Origin of the sequence: Nonomuraea sp. ZG12, assembly GCF_052068115.1 — a bacterium.
Classification (GTDB): Bacteria; Actinomycetota; Actinomycetes; order Streptosporangiales; family Streptosporangiaceae; genus Nonomuraea.
On sequence record NZ_JBQHCW010000101.1, the window covers coordinates 1 to 594 of the forward strand.

General features: G+C 65.7%; 1 protein-coding gene. It reads left to right on the plus strand.

Translation table 11 applies throughout. The features are described 5' to 3' along the window. The first annotated feature begins 86 nt into the window (after positions 1–86). Positions 87–587: a calcium-binding protein gene (locus ACTMTF_RS49445; RefSeq protein ID WP_441117042.1), complete on the plus strand. Its 501-nt coding sequence runs from the start codon at positions 87–89 to the stop codon at positions 585–587. Positions 588–594 lie beyond the last annotated feature (7 nt).

Genomic DNA, 594 nt, shown 5'->3' on the forward strand with positions numbered 1-594 from the left:
GCCATGAGGATTTCGACACAGACAGTAGGCGGCGAACACGATTTCCTGAACCCCGTCAGCCATACGACCAAGGACGGGGAACCTCCATGTCGCTCGTACAACGTCTTCTCACCGCATTGGCGATCATCGTCGCGGGGCTCGCGACCGCGGTCCCGGCGAACGCCGCTTCGACCACGTCCGTCCATGTCAGCGGCAGCACGCTGTTCATCGTCGGGACGTCCGTCGGGGAGACTGTCAGGATCGACTTCCAGTTCGGGCTGCTCACGGTCGACTCCACCTCGGGGATCACCCCGGGAGCCGGGTGCTCCACCCAGGGGGCGAACGTGGTCTCGTGCTCGACGAACGTGCAGTTCATCGACGCGGGCGTGATCGGGGGCAATGACACGGTCACCAACAACACCTCGTTGCAGTCGTCCGTTTTGGGCGGCAGCGGCTCCGACACCCTGAACGGGGGGTCCGGCCGGGACGGGTTCAACGGCGGTGCCGGGGACGACACTCTGATCGGCAACGGCGGGGTGGACGTCGCCAACGGGGTGGGCGGGTTCGACACCTGCACCGCCGAGACCGAAAGCGGTTGTGAAGCCTGAGAAGGTG

Excerpts from the sequence above, each read along its gene's own strand:
- ACTMTF_RS49445 (WP_441117042.1), top strand. The coding sequence starts at position 87 with ATGTCGCTCGTACAACGTCTTCTCACCGCATTGGCGATCATCGTCGCG.